Source organism: Marinovum sp. 2_MG-2023, from assembly GCF_030548265.1.
Lineage (GTDB): Bacteria > Pseudomonadota > Alphaproteobacteria > Rhodobacterales > Rhodobacteraceae > Marinovum.
Genome location: NZ_JAUOSD010000078.1, coordinates 1 through 810, shown reverse-complemented (window position 1 = coordinate 810; position 810 = coordinate 1). Strand labels below are relative to the sequence as shown.

Below are 810 nucleotides of genomic sequence, written 5' to 3'. Positions count from 1 at the left end.
TGACCTGCCCCCCGCGAAATCCCTCACCGTAATGTAGAGTCTGCGCCAACTCTGAAGGAGCAGACAGATGCGAAAGAGTCGTTTCACCGAGGCGCAGATCATCGGTATGATCAAAGAACAGGAAGCAGGGATGCCGACAGCGGAGGTGTGTCGCAGGCACGGGCTGAGCACGGCGACTTTCTACAAGTTGAAGGCCAAGTATGGCGGGATGGAAGTTTCTGAGGCCGCCAGGCTGAAGGCGCTCGAAGACGAGAACGCCAAGCTCAAGCGCCTGCTGGCCGATACCATGCTCGACAACGTCGTGCTGAAAGACTTGCTGGGAAAGAATTGACGACATTGACCAAGCGGCGAGACGCGGCGCTTCGGGCGATGCGGGATCATGACATCTCGCAGCGCCGGGCCTGCAGGCTTGTCGGTGTCGATCCCAAAACAGTCCGGCGAGAACGCCCACCGGACTGTACCGAGATCCGCAAGGAGATGCAGGACATCGCTGCCAAGCGGCGCAGGTTCGGTTACCGCCGGATCGGCGTGCTGCTGGAGCGCAAGGGCATGACCATGAACCACAAGAAGCTCTACAGGGTCTATCGCGAAGAAGGGCTGTCCGTGAAGCGGCGGCGCGGCCGGAAACGGGCGCGTGGCACCAGGGTGCCGATGCCAGTTGCGGCGTATCCCAATGCTCGTTGGTCGTTGGACTTCGTATCCGACAGCTTCGGCGCCTCGCGGAAGTTCCGGATGCTGGCAGTGATCGATGACTGCACTCGGGAATGCCTGTGCCTTATCGCGGACACCAGCCTCTCCGGCGCAAGGGTC

The 810-nt window shown here is 61.1% G+C and carries 1 pseudogene; it reads left to right on the top strand.

Features of this window, described 5'->3' with window-relative positions:
• Positions 1-67 precede the first annotated feature (67 nt).
• A pseudogene (locus tag Q4577_RS23670) lies at positions 68-810 on the top strand (IS3 family transposase); the annotation flags it as partial.